This window comes from Paenibacillus abyssi, assembly GCF_014640295.1.
GTDB lineage: Bacteria > Bacillota > Bacilli > Paenibacillales > Paenibacillaceae > Paenibacillus_D > Paenibacillus_D abyssi.
On the sequence record NZ_BMGR01000004.1, the window covers coordinates 362,891 to 389,724 of the forward strand.

The following is a 26,834-nucleotide window of genomic DNA, read 5'->3' on the forward strand; positions in this document are numbered from 1 at the left end:
GACTCCTTATGCCTAAATTTTATACTTATACTGCTCTCTATATTTTCCTGGCGTTACACCATTATATTTCTTAAAAACATTGAAAAAATGTCTCACATTTTCATAGCCTACTTGTTCGGAGATGATGTTCAAACTTTCCTCTGGATCTCTTATCATTAACTCCTTTGCTTTTTTAATTCGATATAAATGTAAATATTGAATGAATGATAGTCCTGTTTCTTTTTTAAATAGGTGACTAATATAGTTTGGGTGTAAGTGGATATACTCCGCAATTTGATCTAATGATAAATCATTAAAATAATATTGATCGACATACTTGATTATTTTTTTTGTATTTTCAGATATGTTAGCGTTTCCATTTATTAGAATATTGGTTTCTGGTATCGGTCTATAATTATCACTAACTCTTTTAGATTCATTTAATAACTCTAATGAAATATTAGAGAGTACATTATATAACTCTGTTTTATTTACAGGTTTAAGAAGATAGTCAATCGTTTTACAACGGATCGCTTGTCGTAGGTAATTCGTATCATCGTATCCCGATAATATGACGAACCGTTGACATAAACCACGGTTGCGGACCTCATTGATCAGCTCAAATCCATTCATTTCTGGCATTTGAATATCTGTTATAATAAGGTCCGGCTTATAATCCTCTAATTTTTCCAAAGCATCATAACCGTCTGAGGCACGTTGTATAGTAGAACACGGAGTAGAAACCTTTTCAATAATATTGATAAGACCATTTAAAATAATCGGCTCGTCATCAACAACCATTACATTAAGCACTATTCTTCCCCCTTTGTTTTTTTAATATCAAGTTAAATGTTGTACCATCATCTAAGTTACTTGTTACTTCTATTCTAGAGTCATTCCCAAAGTAGTTTTTAATTCGTTCACTCACATTAGAAACCCCTAAACCGGAGCTATCCGTTTGTAACAAACTTCTGTCTAGTTCATTATTCAACACACTTCTTACCTTTTCTAGTCTTTCCCTAGTCATACCCTTTCCGTTATCTGAAATCGATAGTTCTATTTGGTCGTCATTTTCATGAATCGCAACCCTTATCCAGCCGGGCTTTCTTGATTTTGAAAGTCCATGTTTAATACTGTTTTCAACTAATGGTTGTAAGATAAAGCGAGGACAATGGATATTTTTTATCGTTGCTTCAATTTGTATTTCATATTGAAGTCTATCCATCATACGGATTTTATGAATGCTTAAATAATCGCGAATATTTTCTACTTCCTGTTCAAGCGTGGTTTCACTTGAACCTGAAGATAAACTGTATCGCAACAATTTACTTAGAGTAAAAGTTGATTCCACTACCTCTTGATCGTCATTCATTTCTGCAAGCATTCGAATAGATTCTAATGTATTATATAAAAAGTGAGGGTTGACCTGAGCTTCTAACGCCTTATATTCAGCCTTTCGCTTCATAATTTCAGCACGATGGACTTTATTCATTAGCTCATCAATTCTTTTAATCAATGAATTATAGGATTCAGTGAGAAAGCTAATTTCATCATTTCCCTTCTCTCCACGATATACACTTAACTGATTCTCATCTACTCTTCTCATATGTTTTGCCAAATTAACAACACGCTTCGTTAATACAGAAGCAGTTAAATAATAGATAGAGGACAATATAATTAATAATAGAAGTAAAACTACACCAAATATGATTGATTTTTCATTGATATCCTTCATAACCTGGTTGACAGAACTAAGAAAATAAAAATCTAGATTCAAATTTTCTAAGTATATATGATTAACTAATAGATTGTTTTTTTTCCATATCATGTAACTATTATTATCTGAACCAATCATTTTTGGTAAATCCCTTAATTGCTGATTACTGATTTTAAGTTCTTTATCTTTAAAAAAGATATACCCTTGGTGAAAAATGGCAACATTAACCCCATTACCAACATTTATCGTTTGTAAAAACGAGTTTAAAGGATCATCTTTGAAGGTTACATTCAATATAGCTAACTCTTTTATATACGTATTATCATAAATATGCTGAAAATAAGAAAGGGATGGAATAGACCCTCTCTCTTCATAATTAATTGGGATCCATAGTCCTTTTCCTGCCTTTATATCTTTTAATTTTTCATGCACAAATGGTCTCTCAAGCTGATCAATATTTTGAATTTCACTTGAAGATAGTAATACGTTCTGATTCATTTTATATATTTTAATAGATTGAATTGATTTATTCCCTAATGAGGCAAATGTAAACATTGGGCGTATATCTTTTAAATACGTGTATGCTTTAGTAGCATTTGTTTTATATGCTCCACTTAAAGCATTAATCACTGTCGGGTTATATTGAAATAAGGTATAAATAGAATCAACACGTGCCAAGTCCATCTCCATATTATTGGCAGCTTGATTAATTAAATTTTGTTTATCGGAGGAATAATTATCAAGCATATCATTATGGATTTGATTGTAAAGATATGTACCAAATAGAATAACTGGAAAGACAACAAGCAAAAGATAACCTAGAATCATTTTAGGTACAATTCTTCCCATAGTCATCAGTTTAGGCCATGTAAAATTCGTCCATCGTTTCAATGTAAACCCTTCTTTATATTAAGGATATGTTAATGGGTAAGGCTTAAAAAGCCTTACCCCGCTAAGAATTAGTTACCGCTTTTAGCTTTATTTAATTCTGCTTCTAGTGCTTTATATTGTTCGTTAGCATACTCATTTAATTTGTCCATACCAATATTTTTAGCAGTTTCCATCATATTTTCATAAGCCTGGCTTGCTTCCGCCTCTGTTTCTGCTAAGTAAATCTTTGTTTCTTCATTCACAACCATATTATCTAGTTCTGCTTTGATTATTTGATATTCTGAATCAACCGGAAGTACAATACCTCCTAATAATGGGTTACCTTTTGTATACTGTTTAGCGTCAATCATAGCTTCTGTTTGCGGCGTACCCGGTACATATCTTTGAACCTGCGCATAAATTCCTTTATCCCCTAAAAGTCCCCACCAAACAGATCCTATTTCCTTCTGTGCAGCTGCGCTTTGAGACTCATATTTGAACTCTGGGTATCCGCCTTCCTCGATAGGCTTTTCCATTGTCCAATGCTCTCCTTCAATTCCCCATAATCCTAACATCTGTCCTTCATCACTTTGCATAAATTGTAAAAATTTAATAGCAGCTTCTGGATCTTTTGCCTTTTTAGTTATAAATGTACCAGACCAACCTGCACTATCAGCTGATATGCGAGGATTTGGACCTACAAGTTTCGTTAATTGAGTAATTCGGAAGTCTTTCCCACTTGCTTCTATTTCCTTATTAATCGTTGCCATATCAGTTAAATTATTAATGGCAAAAGCTTCACCATTGATAATTTTTGCTTTACCTTGGCTTTGGTCGCTCCAAGTGAAGTTTTCAGCACTAATAAGACCTTCGCGGTAAAGCTTATTCATAAACATATAATAATCATATTGCTCAGGCTGTGCGAGAAAATATTTTACTTCTCCATCAACTACTTGGAACCCCTTTATATAAGATGCACCGAAATTAACTCGAAAATGCTGACCGATTGCATTAGGTGCCATTACAAGCGGTGTCATGTTAGGGTATTTTTCTTTTACCAATTTCAAAACATTTTCTAAGTCATCCAATGATTCCAGCTTTGGATTACCTAGTTCTTCCATAATATCAGTACGGTATGATAAGGCAGGTACGTTACCTAATGCAGCTGGAGTTGCTTCAAAGGCTTCACGCGATGTAAAACCATTTTTTACCGAATAAAGGTTACCATCTTCACCTTGGTTTAACACTCTAGCAACTGGATCAATATTAAAGTCTTTTATGTTATATTTCTCTATTAATTCGTCCCATGAATAAGAAATATTAGCATTGGACATTTGCTGGAAATTAGTAGATGTAAATACAAGGTCAGGTAAATCCCCTGATGAAATCATCAATGGTAACTGCTGTCCGTCAGAAGCTACTTGAACCTTCAGCTTAACTCCAGTCCTTTTCGTAATCTCTTCTGCAACTGCACCCGACCAATCTGTCAACGGCCAAAATGAGTGATCAACGAAAATGGAAAGCTCCTTCACTTCATTAGAGTCATTTGTGTTGCTGTCATTTGTAGTTGTTTCTTCACCTGTCTTTTCGCCATTGGACGATGAAGAGGTAGTATTATCGCTGGAACAAGCAGCCATAACAAAAAGTGCAACCATTACTAAAACCATCAAACTAATAATTCTCCTTAATTCCCCTTTTAACATTTTTCTTCCTCCCTGTGATTTTTATAGTTACCTATTAACCACCCAAGAGTATTCTTGTTTAATTAATAGAATACTACCATTTATCAACCTTTAACAGCACCTAAGGTTGCACCTTTTACAAAATACTTTTGTAAAAATGGATACACACATATAATAGGTATTACCGAAATAACCATTGCCGTAATTTGCAGTGAATAAGGCGTAGCTTGTGCTGCTTGGGCTGCAAGCTCCGCACCTTGACCTTGAAGATCGACTGGAATATTAGCCTTGTTGATGACTTCCATCATCCGATATGTTAGCGTTCTCAAACTTTCGTTTTGGACAAAATAAGCTGAATCTAGCCAAGCATTCCATTGTCCAACTCCTGTAAAAAGTGCCATTGTAGCTAATAAAGGCTTTGAAATCGGCAGGACGACTGAGAAAAAGATTTTCAGATCACTTGCTCCATCAATTTTTGCTGACTCTTCCAATTCAGCGGGTATCTCACGGAAAAATGATATTGCAATAAATAGTAGAAATATATTTAACATTCCAGGAATAACATATACCCAAAATGAATTTAATAGGTGTAATCCTCTTAACACAACGTAAAGTGGGATAATCCCTCCGGAGACATACATACCGACTATAAATAATGCAAAATACGTTTTCTTAAACATTAGATGTTTTTTCGCTAATCCATATGCGACAAGGCATGTGCAGCATACACCTAAAACAACACCAACTACTGTTCTAAGAACACTTACGAAAAATGCTAATATCCATTTTGGATCCCCTATGAGAGTGGTATAATTAATGGTGGTAAATTCACGCGGCCAAAAATAAATACCACCTAATGTTGCGTCTACCCCATCATTAAACGAGATAATAATCAAATAATAAAAGGGATATAGAGTAACTAAAAATACAATTGCTAATAAGAAATAATTGACTCCGTCTACTATATTGTCTTCTAATGTTCGTTTCATTGAGAAAGCTCCTTTCAGACTTATTAGAACAATCCAGTTTTAGTTACTTTCTTAGAAAGCCAATTCGCTCCGAAAATTAAGGTAACCGAGATAATGGATTGAATTAAATCAATCGCAGTCGCATAAGAATAACGACCTTGAGCAAGCCCCATCTTAAATGCGTACGTTTGCAAGATTTCGGATTTATCAGAGTTAACTGAATTACCTAATAGAAAAGACTGTTCAAAGTTTGATCCAACTAAACCTCCGCCTAATAGATTTCCAATCGCTAAAATTAAGACAACCACAATCGTACCTTTTATGGATGGTAACGTAATATGCCAAATTCGTTGTATTCGTCCAGCACCATCGATTTGTGCGGCTTCATATAATGCAGGATTAATTCCGCTTAAAGCAGCTAGAAATATGATTGTCCACCAACCAGCTTCCTTCCACATGGCAGTTGTTACCGCTAATCCCCAGAAGTGATCAGGGTTTGATAAAAACGCAATCGGTTTGTCGGCTAAGCCTAAGCTTATTAGTAGATTGTTAATGACCCCTTGCTCTGTTGATAAGAAAACAGAGGCAAGTCCTGCTACAACAACCCATGATATAAAGTGTGGAAAGTAACTTGTCGTTTGAACAATTCTTTTGACCGCACTAATTCGCACTTCATTTAACATGATTGCAAGTATGATAGGAACAGGAAATGCAAAAAATAACTTCAAAAAACTAATGGCTAACGTATTTGTAACAATTTGCTCAAATTGATAAGCATTGAAAAATTGCTTAAAGTATTTTAACCCGGCCCATTCACTAGTGAGGATCCCTGCAATTCCATCTGTAATGGAATATTCTTTAAATGCCATTAAAATCCCAAACATGGGTAAGTATTGAAAAAAGAATAAAACGATTAGTCCAAAAAAAACAAAGGACTGTAGATATATTTGTTTTTTAAAACGCTTCCAAAATTGTTGCTTATGAATATCTATCGATATATGAGAATTATCCTCAACTTTTTTGAGCTTCATTTGTACCTCCTCCATTTGTAGCTCCCCCTTCATTTAGTAAATCCGTATTTATTATCTAATTTGATTATAAGATTTCTAATTGTTTGAAGATATTGATTATAATTAAGATAAAAGTGTTCTTTTTTAATGTCTTCAAAAACCCTTACAGTTTCTTGTAAATAGGGTGTGTTAATCTCATGTGTTGATATTAAAAATTAGCATTAAAATTCAACAGTTTACTATATTTTCAGAGGGTGTCCCAAATGTTTCTATTGGACACCCTCCAGTCACGACACAGCGTTCGAACAACAATATTCTTCCCTATTTTTTTGATGAAAACAGCTCTGCAGCTTTTCTTAACTGATGATGTTCTTTCGCATATTGTTCAAAGCTAATGCCATTAACAGCAGCCTCCCATGCTAATTTCATACTTTCAAATCCTGCAGCAGGTCCATCTGGATGGGCCATGATCCCTCCACCTGCTAAATGCATCATGTCTACTGACTTTGTGCTTTCATATGTTGCGCATGCTGTTCCTGCCCATTGTCCATTCGAAACGACAGGCATCGTTTCATATCCATCTAATAATAGCTCCGTACAAGCATGGATCGCTTTTACAACGGATTCATTGCTTTCATAGAATTTTCCATTTAAACCATTTACATGGATATGGTCAACTCCAGCTAAACGGCATAATTTTTGGTATGCTGTAAATTCCATTCCAAGAGAAGGACATCTAGTAAGCATCCCCCATTGGTTTCTATGACCGTGAATAGGTACTTCACTAAACGTATTTAAATAAGCCACTCCCGTTATTCCAATACTATTTATACTTGCCATAACACAATTTCCACCTGCTTTAACGACAAGATCATGATTTCGGCGCAGCTCATTAATATCACCTGTAATATTAAATGCATACATTAATTTTTTACCGGTTTTATCAGCTGCTCGCTCGACAGACTCCATCACAGCCTTAACCTTTTTTTCCAATGGTGCGTATGGTGGATTTGCATTTAATTCATCATCCTTGATAAAATCCAAACCAGCTAATGCTAGATTCATAACAGTCTTTTGTAGTTCTTCCATTGAAAGTCCAACACTTGGCTTAATAATTGTTCCAATAATTGGTCGACCTTCTACACCTGTTAATTGTCTCGTTCCTTTAATACCGAATTTCGGACCTTGATAGACATCCTTAAAAGATTCAGGAATCTCCACATCCATTAACCTTAATCCTGAGAGCTCTTGCAGCTCGTATAAATTACCTGCTACAGCTGTTAATAAATTGGGGATCGAAGGTCCGAAGTTATGTAAAGGGAATGAAACTTTAACTTCCCCTCTATAAAATACCCCATTATGATTGGATGGTAGTTTCACACCCGGTAAACTAGGTGATTGAACCTGCTCTAATTCTTTTACACTGACTACTTTTACCCCATGGAGTTCCTTTAAAGCATCCGTTTCACCAGGAACAGCAGTAAACGTACCGGTAGACTGTTCACCAGCAATTTTTTCTGCTGCATATTCTAATGAATAAGGTGTTTCCACTAGATAGGTTGCACCTACTCTTTCTTGTGTCATTTTGCTTCCTCCATGTGAATTTCTTCTATGATAAAAACTCCATTTGGTGGGATAGCCGTTTCCTTTTCAAGGATCGATTTACTTAATAAATCCTTGTATTTTTTCTTTTTAAAATTAATATTCTTTGAATCTTCCGAATGATTCAGAAGGAATATAAATGAACGTCCTGCTTTTTCTCTCATTGTTACTTCGACTCCTGATGGAACCTCCAAAATAGGTTGGATACCTTTTGAATCACAAATAAATTTTGATAATTCTTTTAAAAATGTTGGTTCAGGACTAGATGCAATATACCATGCTTCCCCTTTTCCAAATTTATTTCGAGTGATAACAGGCATACCTTTATAAAAATCATCCCCATATTCTGCTAAAACCTCCGCACCTTCTGGTTGGAGTAAATCACAAAGAATATCACACACATACTCTTTCTTGAACCCAGGTAGCTTTGTATTTGGCATAATACGATTTTTTTTCCCTGGAAATAAAGCGTCAATCTCCTCTACCCAAACGCCTAATAATTCTCTTAGTTCACCAGGATATCCGCCTAAAGTAACTAAATCATTTTCATTGACAATTCCGCTAAAAAAAGTTGTCAAGAACGTTCCACCATTTGCAACAAACGTTTCTATTTTTCTAGCAAGCCCTGTTTTAACCATATATAAGACCGGTGCTACAACAAGATCATACTTACTAAAATCAGAATCTGTATTAATAATGTCTACCGGAATATTATTGTCAAAGAAGGCATTGTAATAGTTTTGCACCTGTTCCGGATAATCTAATAAATCGCTTGGTCCACTAGAGAAATCAATTCCCCACCAATTTTCCCAATCAAAAACGATGGCAACCTTTCCATGTATACGAGAATCAAGTAATTGGTCACCGAGTAATTGTAACTCTTTCCCTAACTCTGCTACTTCATTAAATACTCTTGTATGTTCATGTCCTGCATGTTCAATTACAGCCCCATGATATTTTTCACAAGCACCAATAGACCTTCTTAACTGGAAGAACATAACAGTATCTGCACCACGTGCAATTGCTTGGTAACTCCATAAACGCATAACCCCTGGACGTTTTAAGGAATTATAAGGCTGCCAGTTTTGTTGGCTCGGTGTTTGTTCCATAATCATAAATGGATCGCCGTCTTTAAAACCCCGCATCATATCTAAACGAAATGCGGTCGTACTTACTGGTGTATCGTAGGAGGGATAATTATCCCATGCTACGATATCTACCTTTTTGCTCCATTTAAAATAATCCAACGGTTTATAGTTTGCATGTCCATGATAGTTCGTCGTGATTGGTAAATTAGGATTAATATTACGAAGTATTTCGTATTCATCTAAATATCTATCTAATACACTATCAGAGTTAAACCTGTGATAATCTAATGTAATTCCTTGAAAAGCTGTTTTATCTGGATACTCTCTATCTAAGTGTTCACTTAATAGATTTGGAAGGACAATTTCATCCCAATCATAAAAAGTATGACCCCAAAACCGAGTATTCCATGCCTTGTTTACCTCTTCCAGAGTTCCGTAACGCTTTTGCAGCCAAATACGAAATTCTTTTTCACATGTATCACAGTAACATTGGCAGCCCATTTCATTGTTCACATGCCAGATAATCAAGGCTGGATGATCATGATATCTTTCAGCCAGCTTTTGAACGAGTCGCTTCGAAAATTTTTTATAGGTTGGGCTGTTTGGGCAGCTGTTATGTCTAAAACCAAATTTTCTTTTTCTTCCTTCAAAATCAACGGATAATACATCCGGGTATTTCTTTGCCATCCAAGCAGGGTGATTTGCCGTACCAGTCGCTAGACAAACAAAAATACCGTTTTGATAAAGATTATCGATCACTTCATCTAACCAACCAAAATTATACGTGTCTTCATATGGTTGATTAAGAGCCCACGTAAATACATTCACAGTCGCAATATTTATTCCTGCTAATTTGAATAGCCTTACATCTTCTTCCCAAATATCCTTAGGCCACTGTTCAGGATTATAATCACCACCGTAAAAAATTTTTGGTAATTTCTTAGATATCATAGGTTAACTCCTCCATCACAATCATTCTCTTAAGATTGATAAATACGTACTGGGCCGTATAAGCCACCAGCTGCAGCATCTTCAGTCCAACCGGTCTGATCTTTATCACTATTCCAGTACAGGTTCTCGCCACCAATGACATTACTTGGCCGGCCGACTTGATAATGTGTTCCTAAAGTATTGGTTACTCTGATTCTTAATCGGTGGCTTCCTGAATTTAGATTCTCACCTAAGTCAAAAAGATATGGACGCCATACACGTATACCAACAGGACGATTATCTACCCACACCTCTGCTGTACCTCTTATATGACCGAAATCTAGTATTGCTTTAGAATGATCATGAACCGTAAACATCGTTTCATATTCGACTGCACCACTAAAATGTGATAAGGATAGCGCTGTTCTCCAGTCACCTAATTTACCCTTGGCATGAGCCGTTTCGAAGCGAATCGGTGCTAAAAGAACATCTGCTTCTGTATTAGGTCCATCTGGTTCAATTCGAACTGAAGCAACTGAACCTGCTCGCTGGACAGGGAACTTAACAATGCCATCTTGTACAGCAACTTCTTCCCCACCAATCCATACACGGGCCGAACCGGAACAAACTATTTTTAATGTCTTTGCCCCGATTGGCATTGGTACCCGTATCCATACAGGATTTCCTACTGCATTTGGATTGAGATGAAATGGAAGTGGTTTCGGATCAGGAACAGAATTAGGCATTAGCCATCCTACATTCGGTAAAGGATGAGGTCGATCAGATAACCATAAGGACTCTGTTTCTGCAAATTGCAATACCGCCTCATGTAGAATAGCTGCTTTTTCATTTTGTTCATTTACCCAATCTTCTCCTGTACAGAAGATATGTGTTTCACCGTTAAAGTACTCAACCACCCCATCGGCTAATACTTCGCCACCGCCCTCAGGCAATTCAAATTTAATTTCGTTCTTCCCTTGTTTCCAAAGAGACGTAACATCCACTTCCTCCTGTCCTTGTCTTATATATGGATTAAAGTCACCGTGCTCTGTCACTTTTTCACCATTCACATGAAGAGAAACACGCCCCCTTGCAGCAAATACCATTCTGACACTTTTAATAGGAATGTTCTGATCATGATTGATATAGTTAACTAACGATGATTTCGCATTTGGTTTGTTAGTAAAAATCCACTTTGGTAACGCAGGCTTCGCTTGTTTATTTATCTCAATTCCAACACGAATAAGCTCGGTTACAACAGCTTCTGCTTTTAAAATAATTTCGTTTGCACCCTTGTTTAAATGAACCAATGCAGTTTGTTCTTCTGGTCCACCAATCCAAACGATTTCTTCTCCATCAATCGATCCAGTAATTTTTGCATTGCTTTCTAAACGAATCCAGTATTCACCCGGATATTCCACGATAACATTGGATTTACCCCATACAGCTTCGCCTTGTTTTACTTTACCAAGGTTTAAAAATCGGCGAGGAACTCTTCCCATTCGTCCCGCCCATGTTTTAAAGCTCAAATCACCAAGTGTATTACTATAAATCACTTCCCAGGAATCCTCTTGTTCAAAGCTTTCTTTTTTACTAGCTATCCAATAAGCAGATTCACTCCAAAGCCTTGATATCCACTTGGTATCATCGTAATCAGGCAAATGCCAGCCGGCTTCTACACCGTCACTTTCACTGTTTTCTAATGCAACCCGAACGACGCGCTGTTCGATAGGCATCATCGTATGATCACCATGAAGATCAAAATCACCATACGTATTGTCTAATGTAGGAACAACTTTAATGCGCCAGTCATCGGATGGTAGCTCTACACTTACATGCTGTAACGATTTTGTACTCATATATTTTGATTGATCCCTATCACTATCTTCTGAAGAATTAAATGGACAAACAACTATTGCAGCAGGCCATGATGTAAAATCCACTTCTACTTCAATCCATTCTCCCTGACGTTTATATTCCAGAGAATAAATATTACCTAAAACTGGGTCCCACAGTTGAGGCTTTCCTGGAGTTCTTAGACGATATGTAGCTTGTGTTTGGACCTTTGTATCAGGGTCTGTTGGCTTATGCATTCTTATAAGCCTGCCATTGTCAGGTAATAATAAAAAGATATCGGCATCATCAGTCTGTCGTTGCAGGAACATTCCTTTTCCTTCTACGCGCTTAGACAACTTGTTATCCACTAGCTGAGCTGCCTCTATTGGCGATTGAAACGAAATCATTCCCTCTAATTCTGGATCACCTTCTAAGATATCGACACCAATCACTAATCCCCCTTCATGAATCCACTCCTGTAACTTCTCTCGAGCTTCCTTTCTCATGATGGTTGTTCCTGATAGAAGTAAGACTGAGAATGTTTCACCATTGATCGTAAGCTTTCCGTTTTCTATAACTGCTTTTTCCAAGGCAGAATCATCAATAACATCAAAGTCTCTATTCACTTCACGTAATGCACCTAAAAAGTCTTGATCTTTACGGTTCCATCTTCCTGTTATATTCTCGTGAACCTTCTGCATGTGCTTTAAAGCATCATGTGGCATTTTGTTCGCAACTGACATCGGATGCTCGGTTCCGCCTCCATCATTAAGGGACATATATCCCGTTACAGCATAGGAAGGATAATGTACACCGATATCAGCAATATGGGTTCCTTGTGTTAATAAAGAACAAACTCTGCTCACTGTATCCGCAAACACATGATAATGTTCGAAGTATGGTTGACGCCAACCAGTATCTGGCGATGCCCATTCCCACCAGCCGCCTTTCGTACTAAAATAGACAGCATGTGGACTATACAGTGTTGTTCCTCCTTGAAACCACGGAATTAACCAATGCATTGTCTCTTCAAGCGTTCCACCCCAACCGCTTGAGTGAAATCCTTCTAACCACACCCGCTTTCCGCCATGGAGATGTACCATAGACGAGTGTGGCTTTACCTCGCCATCCATATCACATCCTGGGGAGCTATACCAGCGGTGTGTTTGGAAGTAATCTAAATAAAGGCGCTGTGCCCCGTGAACATCCGCACGTCTTGCTGGACCTGCCTGATCACACCCTAACAGCATGTTATATTTTTCATGCCATTTGGATATCGGAATAAAAAATGCTTTTTCCGCAAGGTCAGCGGCAAGGTCATAAACCCGTCTGCGAATATCTCCAGAATCAGGAGTATTTTCAAAAAGTGCAGGTAACTGCTGTAAAATATCCTCGTTATAACGATCCATATATAATCTTGGCATTTCTTTTGACCAAAGTGGTAACGGAGGAAGTTCATCTTGAAAACTACCAATGATTGTTTTACCTAAGTCATGCTGAAAACGACGTTCAAATTCTCCATGTACTTTATCAAGTAACAATTTACATGCCGTTTCATCCAGCCAATTAAATCCTTGCCTGATAACAACATAGTAGTAATCAGACTCTTCTAATAAAATTTCCGCACCTTCAGGAATTTCCTCTTTATCTGCAAATCGACGTAATTGATACCCAGAGTAATTTTGGTTTTCAGCGACGATTCTAGCAGGAAAGTTAGAGCCGGAGAATCCGATTTGATCATAGAACCAGATATGCATATCCAGGCGCTCTGCTTCCCGGACAGCTACCTCAAACATCGTCCACCAATCTTCACTGAAATAAAACGGATTATCACTGATACTTCCGTATTGTGGTCCTGTTGGCGCGATATTAATGATTCCAATGTTACGTAATCCACCATTACGAAACTTTTGAAGTTGCCAACGAACACGTTCTTCAGTTACCTCATCAGCACTCCACCACCAAAACGGTACTGGTCCAAAATGAGGATCCGGTATAGTAAACGCTTTCCTTAAATCGTTTAAAGACATACATAATTCCTCCTATCTCAATCTTTTTATCTCTACCTTGAATTTTAAAGCCTCTCTTTTCATTCTGATAGCGATTATTTTTAACGTATAATCTTAAGAATAAAGACCTAATAGAAAAGAGCAGCGCCTTGCCAATAAATTAAAATCTTAAAAATGCACATTCTTACCTTAATATTTAGAATCAAAATTATTTCCAAAAAATGATATTATCTAAGAAACTTAATTTTTGTAAAGGATGTGAAGGAATGACCATAAAGCAATTGTTAGTGGAGAGTCAAAGTAATACGTTAGGGATTGATGTAAAGGAACCTCTCTTAAGCTGGGAATTTGGCGGATCATATCAACGTTCTACTATTCAAGAAGCCTATCGTATTCTCGTTTCGGATGATATAAGAAAGGTTTCTACTAATATAGGTGATATATGGGATTCTGGCGTGGTACAAAGCAGAAAAAATGTGAATATTATTTATAAAGGAAAGCAGCTTCAGTCTAATACAAGGTACTACTGGAAAGTTCAGGTTTGGGATAATCATGGAAACCAAATCGAAAGTGACATAAGCTGGTGGGAAATGGGATTATTGGACCCAGAAGAATGGACTGGAACATGGATTACAAGAGGAAATAACGCTGATTCATCTGCCCCTTTCTTCCGATATGAATTTAATTTAACGAAAAAGATAGAGAAAGCTAGAGTATATATCTGTGGTTTAGGACATTATGAATTAAGATTAAATGGAAAAAGAGTGGGAGACCGAGTATTAGAACCTGGTTGGACGAATTATGACAAAACCTGCCTTTATTCGGTATACGATGTAACCGATTACTTATATTCATTAGAAACCAATGCAATTGGGGTTATTTTAGGTAATGGGTTCTTTCATGTACCAGGTGGGCGTTATACGAAGTTCAAGAATTCCTTCGGTGAACCAAGATGTCTTGTTCAAATGGAAGTAACCTATTACGATGGAACAGTAGAAAAAATAGTTAGTAATAATAATTGGCATACCTCCTCTAGTCCACTCACTTTTTCATGTATGTATGGAGGTGAGGATTATGATGCCAACAAGGAGCAAGCCGGCTGGGATAAACCAGGATTTATTTATAACTCACCATGGAAAAAAGCCGTAGAAATTGAAGCTCCAAAAGGAAAACTAGTCTCTCAAAAAAGTACACCTTTAAAAATAATGAAAACATTTGAACCAAAAGAAATAAAAAAGCTTGATCATGACAAATATTTAATTGACTTCGGTCAAAATTTTTCAGGATGGGTAGAAATAACGGTAGCCGGTTCTAAAAATCAGGCTGTGAAAATTATTCCTGCAGAAATATTAAATAAAGACGGTTCGCCAAATCAAACCTGGTCTGGTTCCCCTTATAAATTTAACTACACCTTAAAGGGTGATGAGGAAGAAACGTGGAGCCCTCGGTTTACGTATTATGGCTTCCGTTATGTTCAAATTGAAGGGGCTGTTCCCGTTAGCTTTGACTCAAAAGCAGCGACGAAGCTTCTGAATATTCAAGGGCAAATGATTTATCCAGAGATGGAAATATCGGGATATTTCAAAACCTCCGACCAGATGATTAACAGGATTCATGAAATCATTAATTGGGCGATATTAAGTAATATGAAAAGTGTGTTCACGGATTGTCCTCACCGTGAAAAGCTTGGTTGGCTTGAACAGGTTCATCTTATGGGGCCGTCTATTTTATATAATTATTCCGTTGAGCCATTATTTACAAAGATTATGGAAGATATAAAAGATGCCCAGCTGCAAAATGGAATGATTCCAACAACAGCACCTGAATATGTCGTGTTTGAAAAGCCATGGGATATTTTCCGTCATTCTGTATCGTGGGGAGCTACCTATATCATTAGTGCATGGTATATTTATCAGAAGTTTGGAAATGATAGATTGATCATTGATCACTATAATGGCATGAAAAACTATATTAGTTACTTATGCGAACAATCAGAGGATTATATTATAGTAGATGGTCTTGGAGATTGGTATGATGTTGGAGAAAAAGGTCCAGGTTTTGCACAAAATACGCCGGTTCCATTAGCTGAAACAGCAATGTTTTATCATATCGTCGATATTTTCACCAACATGACCAAGCTATTTTCAAACAATGAAAAGGATACGACATACTATGAATATTTATCTCATAGCATAAAAGATTCATTTAATCATACATTCTTTGATGCAAACACTGGTCAGTATGGAAATGGCAGTCAAGCGTCTAATGCAATGCCTTTATCAGTAGGATTAGTGGGAGAAAAGGATAAGGAAACGGTGTTCAATTATTTAGTAGAAAATATTATCAAACATGATTACCATACGACAGCTGGTGATGTTGGCTACAGATATGTCCTTCAGGCACTTTCAGAGAATAATCGTTCTGATATCATTTTTGAAATGATCAGAAAAGTAGATTATCCAAGCTATGGCTACCAAGTAGTAAATGGAGCAACTTCATTAACGGAAGCTTGGGATGGCCCGACCGTAGGAAAATCTCAAAACCATTTCATGCTAGGTCATATAGAAGAATGGTTTTACAATAGTTTAGGAGGATTAAATTATTCCTTTGATTCTAAAAAGGATGCATACTATTTTACGATTAAACCTTATATTCCAAGTGATCTTAAATATGTAAAAGCAGGAAATCGTTTATTAGTTGGTGAAGTTAAATCAGAGTGGGAACAATTAGAAAATGGAAGACTAAAGGTAAATATTCATATACCTGTGAATAGTGAAGCAAGAGTGTTTCTTCCAGCAGCATCCATCGATGAGATAACCGAAAATGGAGCACCAGTTCAAACCGTTAAAGACATAAAAGTGATAAAGGTTAAAAATGGAATTGCCGAGCTAGAATTAGGTTCAGGAGAATACGAATTTTTAACTACGATTCAAGCTTTAAACTACTCTAATTAATAAAAAAAGGAAGATGACTTTACTTTAAAAGTCATCTTCCTTTTTATAATACAATAACTTCTAATACATTTTATAGCTTGTAAAATTTTATAGCCGTTTCACCAAGGATTGCATTGATCTCTTCTGTTGATCTCCCTTCTAATGCCTTGTTTGTCTCTGTCCAGACTTTTAAATAATCACCAGCCAGATTAGCTACTGGCCAGTCACTACCAAACATTAATCTGTCAGCACCGAAGCAACGAATGGCTTCTTCTATATATGGCTGGAAATCGGCTGCTGTCCAGTTTTCAGGGTCTGCTGTGGTATTTAAGCCTGAAATTTTTGCATACACATTCGTATAACTGGCTGCTATTCGCATTCGCTCGGCCCATGGATCAAAAATTTTGTCTTTAATGGGTGGTTTAGCAAGATGATCAACGACTATTTTTAAATTCGGTACCCTTTCAACTAACGTAGATACATGGTTGATATGATTCGGGAAAATAGCTACTAAATCAAAGGTTAAATCATAGGATGCTAATACTTGTAATCCTTCTATGACTACATCCTTTACAATCCAATCCGGATCGTCATACATGTGTATCAAATGTCGAACACCCTTGAAATAAGGATTTTTAGAAAATTCTTCTAACTTCGCATTTGCTTCACCGGGTTTATCTAATGGAACCCAGCCAACTACACCTGCAACCCATTCCTTTTTACTGGCCGTTTCAAGCATATAAACGGTATCAGCATAGGAATCATCTGCCTGAACAATCACGGTTTTATCAATACCAGCTTTTTTTAACAATGGCTCGAGTTCATTTGCTTCTATATTTCGAAAAATGGCTTCTTCATTTTTCGTCGGCCATGAGTAATTTAACCAATCAAAGTTCCAAAAATGCTGATGTGAATCAATTTTCATTCCATCCCCACCCTTCACCCTTTTATTTCCTCGCTTTTTTAGCTTGTATATTTAATTGTTGAATCAGGTCTTTTCGATCCGTTCTACCTTCCATCAAGAAATCCCGTATCATCGTTCCTGCTTTCTCCTGAAACTCGATATATCCATCAAATCGTGGTCTCATTGATCCATAATCAAGGGTCTGAAGTGTATTTCTAAAAAAATCGTTCGTCGCAAAATTTACTTCTTCGTTACGCCACGCAGATCGATGGCCCGGCTGTCCTCCATTTTGAAAAAAAGTAGTAGATTGAAACTCTCCATCAGCAGTCATTTTTAGATAATCAATAACAATATTAATATGTACACATTGAGCAGAGATTGCTAGACCGACTCCGCCAATCATACTGCCAGTCGGTAGATCCTCATCGAAAGGAATATTTCCAAAATGAATACCATTCGAAGCGAATCCATTTTGAGCATAGTTAGAATATCCATACATTAGTGGGACATATGCAATTTCATTTGTATTCGCCATATGCTCAGACATTATAATAGGATCACTATTTAATGATTGCGGATGTAACACCGGAAGTATTTCCTGCAAAATATTAATTGCTTGTTCTCCAGCCTCAATGTTTAAATCTGTTTCATCGCTCCAAAACTCCTGTTTACTAATTTGCGAGCACAGTGTAAAGAAGCTTGCAAACGCGTGAACAGGAACAAGAGGTAATCCAATATAGACTCCCTTAGGAAGCTCCTTTATCAGAGACTGAACTTCACTCCAGTTTTTAGGAACAGATAGAATTGAGGCTGAAAGCAAATCCTTACGATATGCACTTACTTGTGCTGCTGCGTCCACAGCTAATGCCCACTGTTCCCCTTCCCATTCGTAACTTGAATAGCTTAGACCTACACTATTTTTTTTCTGATCTTCTAAAAAATCTTCGGAAAGATAGTTTGATAGTGGAAGTAAGAGCTTTTGTTTAACTGCAGTTCCAATATGTGGGTGGTCAATCATAATCAAATCATATTCTTTCGCTAAGAGATCTAATGGATACCGTTCGAAATCCTGAAGTGAGCGTGCATCCCAGTCAATCTGTACATTTGGATGTATCTTCTTAAATGCTTCGTTAGCTGCTAATAGCGGCTTTATTCCTCTATCATGCTTCCATGTCATTCCCCGTAAATGCAGCATCCTATCCCTCCGTTTTTTACTATAGTTTTATAGATTGTGTTCAAAAAAGGGCAAGAACCGCCCTTAATCATTTTATTTAGTTTAATTTAAAGTCCAATTTCGCTAAGCTTTACTAAACGTTTTTCTTTCATTGAAAGGTAAGCAGCAGGATACTGAGAACCATTAGTTCCCTTGATTATTCCATCCGTTCCTTCAAATCGAAACTTTGCATACCAATCATCTTCTGTTGCCCAATTGTTATGGTTATCATGGACTAATGCACGAATTTCTCCAGCGAATACCATATATATGATGACTTGCCCGAATACTTGGAGCCCATCTCATCTGTTGATTAACTGCAGCTTTTACCCCAGCTTTTTCACAAATAGTAGCAATCGTTTTTGCTTCATTCCTCTTTTTTTATTTTTAGGCAACTTCGGTTTATACTGCAAATCCAAGATCTCAGACAAAGTGGTCACGCCTCCCTCCTCTTAGTCATTTAAAAATTAAATTCTCTTCTAATACTTTCATTGTGTTCCCCAACCTTCGGAGATCCAATGGAAGAAAGAAACCTTTCACCGTCAATCCGAATTGGACAGCGTAAAGTTGTTAGCTTCGTTCCATTTGAACGATATACATTCTGAACCATTTCAAGAATTTGAAAGCCTTCATGTTCAATCAATTGCTTCCAGTTGAATACTTCTGCACAAGAAATCCCTTCACGTTCTAAAATATTAATCAAATCATTAGAAGACTTTTGAACAAAATGTCCCTGTAAGATTTGCTTAATTTGATCCTTGAAGTCTACCCAACTTGTCCGTTCTTCAAATGTCATTAACTTCGGGCAATTCATGATCTTCCCTAGTTTTGGTACAGATTCAGCCTCTAATGCGATAAACCCATCTTTTGTTTCATAAATCCCCTTCGGTGCGGGAGCTAATACATAGTTCTTTTTATAATCTTGAAGTACATTCCTGAAAATTTCTTGCATCAAGTCTAATGTCGATTCTAATAAACTCACTTCTACTTTTGCACCTTTACCAGTTATGGTCCCCCGAACTAAACTAGCTAAAATTCCTTCAGCTAAGTGAGCTCCTGTTATCATGTCAGCAATCGCTAATCCATATGGGGTTGGTTTCTTTCGATCACTAGTAATCGACCACGGAATACCAGTAAACGATTGTACTAATAAATCCTGTCCTGGCTTTTCAATTAACGGTCCATCACTACCATATCCGCTAATCGAGCCATAAATGATGTTAGGATTTAATTTTTTTACTTCTTCATAACTAAAACCTAACTTTTCGATTACCCCTGGTCGATAATTTTGAATGACCACATCTGCTTTTTTCACCAATTCAGCGACTGCATGATAGTCATCTTCATTTTTTAAATTAGCGGAGAAACTCTCTTTATTTCTATTGATCGAATGAAATAATGTACTATCCCCATCTAGTTCAAGGTTAGATATATATAAGCTTCTGCATATATCTCCACTATCATTCTTTTCTATTTTTATGACACGAGCTCCTAAGTCAGCAAGCCTTAGCCCCGCATATGGTCCTGAAAGAAATTGACTAAAATCAAGAACAATCATCCCTTGTAAAGGCTTCTTACTCATATCATTCACTCGCAGTCTAAATTTTTTTAAAAAAATTATACTTAACTACTTTTCTTATTTGCTAGTAACAGATGTTCACACACTAATACGATTTCATTTATTTGATTAAATACTTCTACTTGTTCTACAACAAAGCCATATTCAGGCTTCTTAGGATGGTCTCGCTTTTCTTTTAATGTTACCTTTGCATAAATCGTGTCACCAATAAAAACTGGTCTAATAAAACGCAAACGATCGTAACCATATGATATTGCTTCTGGATTAATCTCTCCTGCAGTCATGCCAATTCCAACGCTAAAAATCAATGTTCCATGTGCAATTCTCTCTTTAAAAGGCTGAGTCTTGCACCACTCTTTATCCATATGATGAGGATAAAAGTCCCCTGTTTGGCCAGCATGCATGACAACATCCGCTTCCGTAATTGTTCGACCAGTTGACACACGCTCAGTCCCTATTTCATACTCTTCAAAAAAAATCGACTTCATCTGTTCCCCATCCCTTCTTATATGGTTATTACCCTTTTAGATGAAATTCTTTATTCACATGATCTGTATCCTCTCCTAATACAGGAGCGGCATTTGCTTTAAATAGCCTTTGGCCATTTACACGAATTGGGCACCTTGTTGTTCTTAATGTAGCCCCGTTCTTCCGCACGACTTCTTGGACCATCTCTAATGCTTTAAACCCTTCATGATTCATTAATGTTTCCATCGTATGAACATCAGCACACCAATAATCAGCTGCTTCTAAAACCTGAAGCCATTCCTTTGTTTCCTTTAGCTTCAAGTGGCCTACTAAAATCCTTTTAATTTCATCTCGTTTATCAAACCAGGTTTTTGAGTCTTGGTAGTTTAATAACTCATCACATTCGAGCAGTTCTCCTAGCTGAATAATGGAACCCATCGCTAGCGCAATAAACCCATCCTTTGTTTCATAGATTCCATAAGGAGCACCTAAATAAGCATGACCATTATTAACTTCACTTCGTTCAGGTAGCTTTCCTCCATCATTTAAGTGTGTTGTTAATACCTCGAACTGCAAGTCCAATGCAGATTCTATTAGACTTACTTCTACAAGACCACCCTCTCCTGTTGTTCCTCTGCGGACAAGTGCAGCCAAAATTCCTTGAACAAGGTTTGCGCTTGTAAACATGTCCACCACGGAAAGTCCAAATGGAAGAGGAGGCTGGTCCCTATTGCCATTTAGCCATGGCATACCTGATAACGATTGAACTAGCATGTCCTGCCCTGGTTTATCCTTCCATGGACCTTCGTTTCCATAACCAGTAACACTACCATATACAAGACGTGGATTTATTTTTTTAACTGAATCATAATCAAGCCCAAGCTTTGCCATGGTTCCAGGACGAAATCCTTCTATTAATACATCTGCTTTTTCAACTAATTTCATGACAGCCTTTACATCTTCTGGATTTTTTAAATTCGCAGCGTAGCTTTCTTTATTTCGATTCATGGAGTGAAAAACAGTACTGTCTCCATCGACCACTAAGTTAGATAATGTAAGCTTCCTACTTAGGTCTCCAATTTCAGATCGTTCAATCTTTATCACACGTGCCCCTAAATCGGCAAGACGCATCGCTGCAAAAGGTGCAGCTAAAAATTGCCCAAAATCTAGGACAAGTAAACCATCCAGCAATTTCACATCAGTCCCCCCTTTAAATTTTGTAAACTATTGATTATTCCACTTCTGAGACAAATGTATTTGTTAATTTTCCTAACTTTTCTATCTCAACTGTTACTTTATCCCCAGGTGCTAAATAAATTTGTTTTTCCTCTGGGTAGCCTAAAACGACTCCCTCAGGTGTCCCTGTTAAAATAATATCTCCAGGAGTCAATGTCATGTGTTGAGAAATATAGCTTACAATTTCTGCTACATTAAAAATCATATCGGAAGTGTTAGAATCTTGACGAACTTCTCCATTTACAGTTGTTTTCAAGGTTTGGATTTCCAATTTCATCTGCTGAAACTAGATATGGTCCAATCGGGCTAAAATCATCACAAGTTTTCCCTAATACCCATTGTCATAAACTTGGATTCGTCCGACGATAGGAACAAAGCTGCTTGAGCGACATCCTCCGGTCTTCCTAAATCCCCGCTTAATTGCCGTGTTTTAAAGTTTTTCGATTGCCTCTTCAGGATTGTCATAGGATGTCTTTAAATAGTTTTCTACAAATGGAGTAAGAATGGTTCCTTGTAGGAAGGCATTCACTCGAATATTATAAGGAGCATAATCTACCTGCATTGATTTTGTTAAAGCTAAAATAGCTCCTTTTGATTTGCATAAGAAGCTCGTTGTGCTAAACCTGTTTCTGCAATACAAGAGGACATATTAATAATAGAGCCACTTTTTTGCTCTCATAAGAAAAACTCCACGCACAAAATTCACATTCATTACATTGTCCCAAGCCTCTAGCTCCGTGAAGTTTACCTACACCACTTTTCTTTAACGGATGCAGGATTTGTCACATCGCCCTTGATAAAAATAGCTTCTCCATTTGATTTACAAATTTCTTCTCTGTCTTAATCCCGTTGTCACTATCCAAATCTGTTACAACCACACTTGCTCCTTCTTCTGCAAATTTATGAGCTGTACTTTTTCCAATTCCAGAGGCAGCTCCAGTAATAAGGCAAACTTTATTCTCCAATCTCATTATTTACCACATCCTTATCCTTAAAATGGGTTTTACTTTTAAGCAGTACAATAGCTTGGTAACACCGGCTAAGGAAAAATATTCTTCATCATTTCAATTGTAAACGCTTAACCAACGAACTAATATTGATAAAAATTAAGTTTTAACTGTCCATTTTTCATATTGGTTTGTAGTGGGTTATCTTCTGAGCTGAGCAATAGATGCGAAAAATAAACCTCCCTACAAGTGTTAGAAAAAGAAAAGGGATAGTTAAATAGCTACCTAATCTGGACCCTATGTCAAGGACACTTAAAAAAGAGTGATTATGAACAATTAGGGAACCAATAATAGATGATTCCTGTATTGAACGAGGCCACTGAAGAACTGGCTTAGGTTCAAGAGTCAGTATAGTCCAAGTCAAAAACAAGGCACCGTTTCCCATTTATTGGGGCGGATTCCTTCTTTTTTTTTGGTCATTTTTTGTTGTATTTCCCGTTAATCTTACTCAGATATCTTCAATATCCGCTTGAGATTAACGGCAAATATGGCCATTGCTCCTTGCAACTGCATACCAAGCAGACCCGAGGATGTAGCAACATCATACCCGTGTCCATGTTTGAGTTCGCTGTTCTTTGCTTCAATTTTGTAGCGTTCCTTGGATTTGTCCTTGAAGTACTCTGTTTCTTGGAAGGCCATTTGTTCCGAATGCTCATCGGATTTAATGCTTACGGAGCTTAAGACGTTTCTGTTTCTTGAGAGCGTCAACAGTGTCCGTGGCAATGTCCAATGTGAGCCGATTGGATGCGTTGTAAGAGAGAACCTCACCTGTTGAGGCGTCCAATATGGTCGACAAATAGCCCATCTCTGAACGACCGTGCGGGAGATAAGTGATGTCGGTATGCAATGCCAGACCAGGAATACCCTTTTTAAAATCCCTTTGAAGTCTGTGGGGAGGGTCCTATGCTCCTGCGTAGCCTTGGCCATGGGTGTAGGGGTTGGGGTTTCAATGTGGGCAGACATCTTGAATTTCTTCATAAGCCTGCGGGTTTTCTTTAGGTTATAAATGACGCCAAACTCGTTTTCAAGAATCATCTTAATGGAGCGAGAACCCTTCTTGTACTCTCTTCGGTTGAAAGCCTTCTTAATTAATTTTCCTGCTTCGGCATCGGAAAGGGCATATTCTAAGCGCGAATCTGCGGCGTGGATATAGCTGCAATACCCCGAGTCTTGCTTAGATTCATTCCTTTTGCTACCAGCAACCTTTCTTTCGTGTCTAGCTTTTTTAACAAATCTACTTGAGATTCTAGTAACCTGATCCTTGCTTCTTGTTTAGCAATGACTTCATTCTGCGATAACTCCCGTCGTAAAGGACGCCTAGAGGCTTCTTTTCGGGAGTCGGATAGCCCGACAATACCCCCTTGGTCGTAGGCTTTCTTCCAACGATCGGCAGACTGTTCTACTCGCTTGATTCCAATTGCAGTAACATCAAACCCGTGAGCTTCAAAAATTTCTCTTGGGGTTTTGCCTGTCATGTATTGGTCAATAAACTGCTTAAATTCATCTGCGTAAGTTATCGCTTTATCACTAACTTTCGTTATGTATCTGTTCTTTGACAGCTTCTCACGTTCTTCTTCCGTAAATCGCTTCTTGCTCAACCTAATCCCCTCCGTTGTTACTTCAGTATACAAAAAGGTACCCACAGCCTGAACACTTTTTTTAAAGTGTCCAGTTTATGGGTACCAGTGTAATTTGGGAGAGCCCCTTGTTTGTTTATTCCTGCGGCGCTGATGTCCGTTTAATGAACAAAGACAGAATCAAGCCGACAACAGCGAAGACTAAGCCGACTGAGAATGCGCTGTGTACGCCTGCATTAAGCGCGCCGGCCATCTCTGCGGGTGCATTCGGATTCGAAGAGCCGGCCAGATAATCCCTTTGTCCCGAAGACATGATACTGATGAAGAAAGCGACGCCGATCGCTCCGGATACCTGCTGCAGTGTATTAAGAATCGCTGTACCGTGCGGATAATATTTCCTCGGCAATTGATTCAATCCGTTCGTCTGCGCCGGCATCATAATCATCGAGATCGCAATCATCATCGCCGAATGAAGCGCGATAAGCGTACCTGTAGAGGTATCAAGCGAGATTCGTGTAAATAGCCACATGACCACAACAAGGATCGCCGAGCCCGGTATAACCAGCGCTCTTGGGCCGAATTTATCAAACAACTTGCCGGTAACCGGAGACAACAGACCGTTAAGCGCACCGCCCGGCAGCAGAATAAGACCTGCGGTAAATGCAGTCATCAACAGTGCTCCCTGCAGGAATAACGGCAAAAGCAGCATCGTTGAGAACAGACTCATCATAACGATGATCAGCATCACCGTCGTAAGTGAGAACATCGGCGATTTGAAGGCGCGCATGTCCAGCATCGGCTCCTTGGATACAAGCTGACGCCAAATGAACAGCAGCAATGAAATAATACCAACCGTCAGAGAAAGATAGACCTGCGGGCTCGACCACCCGCCATGCCCTTCGCCTGCGCTGCTGAATCCAAATACAATTCCGCCAAACCCTAGGGTGGACAGTATGATGGAAAGCACGTCAACTTTCGGTTTGGTTACTTCAGATACATTTTTCAAATAAATCGCAGCGAACACGATGGCGAAGATTGCGAAAGGAAGCACCATGAAAAACAGCCAGCGCCAGCTCATTGAATCGAGAATGAGTCCGGCAAGCGTAGGGCCGATCGCCGGAGCAAACATAATCACCAATCCCATGCTGCCCATCGCGGCTCCCCGCTTTTCAGGCGGGTACAAGATTAAAATTGTATTCATCATAACAGGCAGCATTAATCCCGTACTGAACGCCTGAATAAGACGTCCGATTAACAATACAGGAAATCCCGGCGCGATGCCGCAGACCAATGTGCCAAGCGCAAACAAAACCATCGCACCCAAGAACATCTGCCGGGTGGTAAACCACTGTACCAGCAGCGCCGATACCGGGATCAAGATCCCTACAACGAGCAAATAGCCCGTCGATAACCATTGAATCGTCGACGCTGTCACTTGAAGCTCAATCATCAGATCCCTGAACGCGATGTTCAACAGCGTTTCATTCAAGATGGAAAAAAAAGCACCGATGACAAGCGAGATTAAAATCGGCAGCCGTTTGATGTCGCCTAAATCTTTATATTGCGGACCTGCAGCCGCAGTAGCGGTATTCACAACAAAATCCTCCTATCCAATAAAAAAGGTAAAATTAGTTTTTTGCCTTGTTAATTATAGTTTAATAACTATTATGAATCAATAGCCATCATGTTAAAGCTATGTTAAAATTATTGGATAATATATATTGAAGGGCGGCTAAGCAATGAGGAACAACATCATCGAAGAATTGTCGGAACATTTCATGATCATCATGCCCTTGCTGCAGAAGAAGATTTTCGACTCGATTTCCGCAGAAGAAATTCCCCCCGTAAGATTGTCTCCAGCCAGCGGTCGCGTGCTTATACTGCTGCATGAGCTGCGCAGAGCGATTGTCTCGGACTTGTCCGAGCAGCTTAATATTTCCAGGCCCAACATGACGCCGCTTCTGGAGAAGCTGGTGCGGCAAGAACTGGTAGAGCGCATTCCGTGTGAAAATGACCGGCGAAACATTTATATCCAGATTACCCCAAAGGGGGATTGGGTATGCAGTGAATTTCAACGGGTGATCTCAGGCAAAATAAAGGATATGCTCAGCGTTTATGATGATATCGATTTGTCCGAGCTCATTGTACACATGAACAAATTGAAATCGATCTTGTTAAAATTGCCAAAATAAACCCCATCGTTCAGAGTCGAACGATGGGGTTTAT

At 38.1% G+C, this 26,834-nt stretch carries 17 protein-coding genes and 4 pseudogenes; 2 read left to right on the forward strand and 19 right to left on the reverse strand.

Features of this window, described 5'->3' with window-relative positions:
• Nucleotides 1–12: 12 nt before the first annotated feature.
• The 8 genes from IEW11_RS08350 to IEW11_RS08385 form a co-directional block, all read right to left on the reverse strand.
• A complete protein-coding gene (locus tag IEW11_RS08350; RefSeq protein WP_188530588.1) occupies nucleotides 13–792 on the reverse strand; it encodes a response regulator transcription factor in 780 nt (259 codons plus the stop codon).
• Nucleotides 785–2,587 (reverse strand): sensor histidine kinase, encoded by a 1,803-nt coding sequence (locus tag IEW11_RS08355; RefSeq protein WP_188530589.1) that lies wholly within the window; start codon nucleotides 2,585–2,587, stop codon nucleotides 785–787. Before IEW11_RS08355 ends, IEW11_RS08350 begins: the two co-directional genes overlap by 8 nt.
• A 68-nt stretch (nucleotides 2,588–2,655) precedes the next feature.
• Complete coding sequence (locus IEW11_RS08360) at nucleotides 2,656–4,269, reverse strand: extracellular solute-binding protein (RefSeq protein WP_188530590.1); 1,614 nt, start codon at nucleotides 4,267–4,269, stop codon at nucleotides 2,656–2,658.
• Nucleotides 4,270–4,352: 83 nt separating this feature from the next.
• Nucleotides 4,353–5,237 carry a carbohydrate ABC transporter permease gene (locus tag IEW11_RS08365; RefSeq protein WP_188530591.1) on the reverse strand — a complete coding sequence of 295 codons (885 nt, stop codon included), beginning with the start codon at nucleotides 5,235–5,237 and terminating at the stop codon, nucleotides 4,353–4,355.
• A 23-nt stretch (nucleotides 5,238–5,260) separates the two neighbouring features.
• A complete protein-coding gene (locus tag IEW11_RS08370; RefSeq protein WP_229725037.1) occupies nucleotides 5,261–6,262 on the reverse strand; it encodes an ABC transporter permease in 1,002 nt (333 codons plus the stop codon).
• Between the two features lie 285 nt (nucleotides 6,263–6,547).
• A complete protein-coding gene (locus IEW11_RS08375; protein ID WP_188530592.1) occupies nucleotides 6,548–7,810 on the reverse strand; it encodes a ribulose-bisphosphate carboxylase large subunit family protein in 1,263 nt (420 codons plus the stop codon).
• The gene (locus tag IEW11_RS08380) at nucleotides 7,807–9,867 is read right to left on the reverse strand and encodes a beta-galactosidase (RefSeq protein ID WP_188530593.1); all 2,061 of its coding nucleotides are present in this window, start codon (nucleotides 9,865–9,867) and stop codon (nucleotides 7,807–7,809) included. The genes IEW11_RS08375 and IEW11_RS08380 overlap by 4 nt, the downstream gene beginning before the upstream one ends.
• A 29-nt stretch (nucleotides 9,868–9,896) precedes the next feature.
• Nucleotides 9,897–13,712 (reverse strand): hypothetical protein, encoded by a 3,816-nt coding sequence (locus IEW11_RS08385; RefSeq protein WP_188530594.1) that lies wholly within the window; start codon nucleotides 13,710–13,712, stop codon nucleotides 9,897–9,899.
• Nucleotides 13,713–13,957: 245 nt separating this feature from the next.
• Here IEW11_RS08385 and IEW11_RS08390 point away from each other — a divergent pair, with 245 nt between their 5' ends.
• Nucleotides 13,958–16,645 carry a family 78 glycoside hydrolase catalytic domain gene (locus IEW11_RS08390; protein WP_188530595.1) on the forward strand — a complete coding sequence of 896 codons (2,688 nt, stop codon included), beginning with the start codon at nucleotides 13,958–13,960 and terminating at the stop codon, nucleotides 16,643–16,645.
• Between the two features lie 70 nt (nucleotides 16,646–16,715).
• Here IEW11_RS08390 and IEW11_RS08395 read toward each other — a convergent pair whose 3' ends face one another.
• The 11 genes and pseudogenes from IEW11_RS08395 to IEW11_RS08445 all read right to left on the reverse strand — a co-directional run bounded on the left by IEW11_RS08395 (nucleotide 16,716) and on the right by IEW11_RS08445 (nucleotide 26,202).
• Nucleotides 16,716–17,549: an amidohydrolase family protein gene (locus IEW11_RS08395; protein WP_188530596.1), complete on the reverse strand. Its 834-nt coding sequence runs from the start codon at nucleotides 17,547–17,549 to the stop codon at nucleotides 16,716–16,718.
• A gap of 22 nt (nucleotides 17,550–17,571) precedes the next feature.
• Nucleotides 17,572–18,723: an ABC transporter substrate-binding protein gene (locus tag IEW11_RS08400; protein WP_188530597.1), complete on the reverse strand. Its 1,152-nt coding sequence runs from the start codon at nucleotides 18,721–18,723 to the stop codon at nucleotides 17,572–17,574.
• Nucleotides 18,724–19,201: 478 nt separating this feature from the next.
• Nucleotides 19,202–20,323, reverse strand: coding sequence for a CaiB/BaiF CoA transferase family protein (locus IEW11_RS08405; RefSeq protein ID WP_188530598.1), 1,122 nt, complete (start codon nucleotides 20,321–20,323; stop codon nucleotides 19,202–19,204).
• 41 nt (nucleotides 20,324–20,364) lie between these two features.
• Nucleotides 20,365–20,808, reverse strand: coding sequence for a MaoC family dehydratase (locus IEW11_RS08410; protein WP_188530599.1), 444 nt, complete (start codon nucleotides 20,806–20,808; stop codon nucleotides 20,365–20,367).
• A gap of 28 nt (nucleotides 20,809–20,836) precedes the next feature.
• Nucleotides 20,837–21,985 carry a CaiB/BaiF CoA transferase family protein gene (locus IEW11_RS08415; protein WP_188530600.1) on the reverse strand — a complete coding sequence of 383 codons (1,149 nt, stop codon included), beginning with the start codon at nucleotides 21,983–21,985 and terminating at the stop codon, nucleotides 20,837–20,839.
• 34 nt (nucleotides 21,986–22,019) lie between these two features.
• A pseudogene (locus IEW11_RS08420) lies at nucleotides 22,020–22,365 on the reverse strand (fumarylacetoacetate hydrolase family protein); the annotation flags it as partial.
• Nucleotides 22,340–22,995 (reverse strand): annotated as a pseudogene (locus IEW11_RS25205) (SDR family NAD(P)-dependent oxidoreductase). The pseudogenes IEW11_RS25205 and IEW11_RS08420, both read right to left, overlap by 26 nt.
• 480 nt (nucleotides 22,996–23,475) lie before the next feature.
• A pseudogene (locus tag IEW11_RS08435) lies at nucleotides 23,476–23,706 on the reverse strand (transposase); the annotation flags it as partial.
• A gap of 342 nt (nucleotides 23,707–24,048) precedes the next feature.
• Nucleotides 24,049–24,180: pseudogene (locus IEW11_RS25210) on the reverse strand (hypothetical protein); the annotation flags it as partial.
• The gene (locus IEW11_RS24845) at nucleotides 24,156–24,629 is read right to left on the reverse strand and encodes an HTH domain-containing protein (RefSeq protein ID WP_229725042.1); all 474 of its coding nucleotides are present in this window, start codon (nucleotides 24,627–24,629) and stop codon (nucleotides 24,156–24,158) included. The gene IEW11_RS24845 and the pseudogene IEW11_RS25210, both read right to left, overlap by 25 nt.
• A 115-nt stretch (nucleotides 24,630–24,744) precedes the next feature.
• On the reverse strand, nucleotides 24,745–26,202 hold the full coding sequence (locus IEW11_RS08445) for an MDR family MFS transporter (protein ID WP_188530602.1): 1,458 nt from the start codon (nucleotides 26,200–26,202) through the stop codon (nucleotides 24,745–24,747).
• A gap of 145 nt (nucleotides 26,203–26,347) precedes the next feature.
• Here IEW11_RS08445 and IEW11_RS08450 point away from each other — a divergent pair, with 145 nt between their 5' ends.
• A complete protein-coding gene (locus IEW11_RS08450) occupies nucleotides 26,348–26,800 on the forward strand; it encodes a MarR family transcriptional regulator (protein ID WP_188530603.1) in 453 nt (150 codons plus the stop codon).
• Nucleotides 26,801–26,834 lie beyond the last annotated feature (34 nt).

Excerpts from the sequence above, each read along its gene's own strand:
- IEW11_RS08370 (WP_229725037.1), bottom strand. The coding sequence starts at position 6,262 with ATGGAGGAGGTACAAATGAAGCTCAAAAAAGTTGAGGATAATTCTCAT.
- IEW11_RS08410 (WP_188530599.1), bottom strand. The coding sequence starts at position 20,808 with ATGAAGTCGATTTTTTTTGAAGAGTATGAAATAGGGACTGAGCGTGTG.
- IEW11_RS08375 (WP_188530592.1), bottom strand. The coding sequence starts at position 7,810 with ATGACACAAGAAAGAGTAGGTGCAACCTATCTAGTGGAAACACCTTAT.
- IEW11_RS08390 (WP_188530595.1), top strand. The coding sequence starts at position 13,958 with ATGACCATAAAGCAATTGTTAGTGGAGAGTCAAAGTAATACGTTAGGG.
- IEW11_RS08385 (WP_188530594.1), bottom strand. The coding sequence starts at position 13,712 with ATGTCTTTAAACGATTTAAGGAAAGCGTTTACTATACCGGATCCTCAT.
- IEW11_RS08405 (WP_188530598.1), bottom strand. The coding sequence starts at position 20,323 with ATGAGTAAGAAGCCTTTACAAGGGATGATTGTTCTTGATTTTAGTCAA.
- IEW11_RS08400 (WP_188530597.1), bottom strand. The coding sequence starts at position 18,723 with ATGCTGCATTTACGGGGAATGACATGGAAGCATGATAGAGGAATAAAG.
- IEW11_RS08365 (WP_188530591.1), bottom strand. The coding sequence starts at position 5,237 with ATGAAACGAACATTAGAAGACAATATAGTAGACGGAGTCAATTATTTC.
- IEW11_RS08360 (WP_188530590.1), bottom strand. The coding sequence starts at position 4,269 with ATGTTAAAAGGGGAATTAAGGAGAATTATTAGTTTGATGGTTTTAGTA.
- IEW11_RS08395 (WP_188530596.1), bottom strand. The coding sequence starts at position 17,549 with ATGAAAATTGATTCACATCAGCATTTTTGGAACTTTGATTGGTTAAAT.
- IEW11_RS08380 (WP_188530593.1), bottom strand. The coding sequence starts at position 9,867 with ATGATATCTAAGAAATTACCAAAAATTTTTTACGGTGGTGATTATAAT.
- IEW11_RS08450 (WP_188530603.1), top strand. The coding sequence starts at position 26,348 with ATGAGGAACAACATCATCGAAGAATTGTCGGAACATTTCATGATCATC.